This window comes from Caballeronia terrestris (assembly GCF_001544515.1).
GTDB lineage: Bacteria > Pseudomonadota > Gammaproteobacteria > Burkholderiales > Burkholderiaceae > Caballeronia > Caballeronia terrestris.
The window spans coordinates 1-2,100 of sequence record NZ_FCOL02000299.1 but is presented as its reverse complement, the minus strand read 5'-3'; the positions used below and the strand labels follow the sequence as shown (position 1 = coordinate 2,100).

At 55.1% G+C, this 2,100-nt stretch carries 2 protein-coding genes; both read right to left on the bottom strand.

What is annotated here, in order from left to right:
- Nucleotides 1–651: NAD(P)/FAD-dependent oxidoreductase (locus AWB67_RS36780; RefSeq protein ID WP_143328483.1), on the bottom strand; the 651-nt coding region annotated here is incomplete at its 3' end.
- A 104-nt stretch (nt 652–755) separates the two neighbouring features.
- On the bottom strand, nt 756–2,100 hold a 1,345-nt coding region (locus AWB67_RS36775), incomplete at its 5' end, for an ABC transporter substrate-binding protein (RefSeq protein WP_087660734.1).

Below are 2,100 nucleotides of genomic sequence, written 5' to 3'. Positions count from 1 at the left end.
CCCCAGTCCAGCTGAAATGAGAACGCGGTTGGCGTGAGCCAAAAGAGCGCCGGCCTTCACTTCGAAACCGCCGCCTGCGAGAGGCCTTATGGCGGTGACGGGCTGCCCCGTTCGTAGGATACCGCCGTGTCGACAGAACGCTGCCTGCATAGCGGCGAGCAAACGCAATGGATTGACGTGTCCATCAACAGTACCAAAACTCGCACCGACCACGTCTTTGCCGAGACGGGCAGTCGGAAAGAGCCGGTCCAATTCGCCACGATCGAGCATTCTGGTCGAGGGCGCTAAGTCAGGGGCCTGAGCGTTTAATGCGTCAATTCGCAGGGCGCGCTCGGCCAACTCTTTCTCACTCAAACAGAAATGCAGGCCGCCGTCTTGCTCGTAGACGATTTGCATACCACTTTCTGTCTCTAACTGGCGGGCAAACTCGCTCCAATTCTCAACAGCCGAAAGGGACAATCGCTGGTATTCAGGTTGACCGTAGCCCTTGCCATGCGCCCAGACCAAGCCGAAGTTAGCCTTTGCTGCCCTGAGGTCCGTGTCCTCTCCATCGAGCATGAGGACGCGCCGACCATTTCGAGCGAGTCCATACCCAACGGCCGCACCGACCATACCAGCCCCTACAACTATTACGTCGTAGTCCTTATGCATAGGAACATATCCTTCCAAAATCAGCTCGCTGCCAACACCCCGCCGGGCGCCGGATCCGACCATTCCTTTTTATGTGCGCGGGTTCGCTTCTTGGAATGGCTGCATCAATGTGAGGCCCTGGTAACCGTCGTCAGCTCAGTCACAGGGGGTTGCAGACTCAATGCGCCCTTCAGGTCATACCCGAGATTCACCTGACTACCGCGGACCCATACTTGCTTAAGACCAAAAAGCGGGACGGCGCAAACGTCCTCATGCACTACCTGCTGCGCTTTCCGTAGCAGCGAAAGCTGTCGGCTTGGATCACCTTCCACCGCGGCCGCGCGAATTTCGAGATCGGCAATTGAGCAATGTGAAAAATTGGACATTGCTCCCGGCTTACCAATGGAAGCCGATGAATCATAGAACTCCCTCAACCATGTCACGGCGATTGGAAAACGAGCCGCTCCATAGAAGACAAGGGCACTCTGATCTGCCCGGCTCTTGGCTTGGTAGGTCGCATGGTCAACAACTTCCATGTTCAACTTTATGTTTGCTTGCGCTAACTGAGCCTGGATGATTTCCATAATTGGTTGCTGCGTCGAGACGTTCGAGACAACCGATCGCAGTGTTATTCCGTTAGGAAAACCAGCTTCTACCAGTAGCTTACGTGCGCGTGCGGGGTCGTACTCGTATGCGCCAGCGCTGCAGTCTTCGCCCAGATACCCGTTCGGCACAACGGAGCAACCTTTTTGGGCGACATCCTTGCCCGCATACTTTACGATCTCGTCAACGTTGATCGCTGACGCAATCGCTTGCCGTACTTTTAAGTTATCTAAAGGTTTGATATTGCGATTGATAAAAAGCGTCCTAAATTCCGCTGGATCTATGATGTCGACGTCCATGCCTCGACTTCTTGCTCGCTCGACCCAGCGCTGTTCACGCTTAGCTGCCATCAAATCGATTTCATTCGTTGTGACCGCAAGTTCCCGGGCGCTGTCCGAAAGGATCATGCGATACACGATCCCCGAGAGTTTGGGCGCACCTCTGAAGTAGGAATCGTTTGCAACAAGTTTCACGTACTGTTGTGTGACAAGCTGACTGAAGGCGAACGGGCCGGTGCCAATGGGGGCTTGGCCGAACCCCTTTCCGAGCTTTTCAGCCGCTGCCTTGCTGAGGATGCTTCCGCCGTGATAGTTTGCCACTAGGCCCAAGAAGCCCGCATACGGACGCCTAAGCGTGAACCTAACGGTGTAATCGTCGAGCGCTTCCACCTTTTCGATCATCAAGAAGTCAGCGGCAAAGCTAGAGCGTTTCGGGTCGGCTGCACGCTGCATTGAATAAACCACGTCCTCGGCCCTCATTTCTCCATAGCCGCCGTGGAACGCGACGCCTCTGCGCAGATCAAAGGTCCAGACAGTTTTGTCTTCCGAGGACTGCCAACTCGCTGCAAGATCGGGTTGTAACGACTTG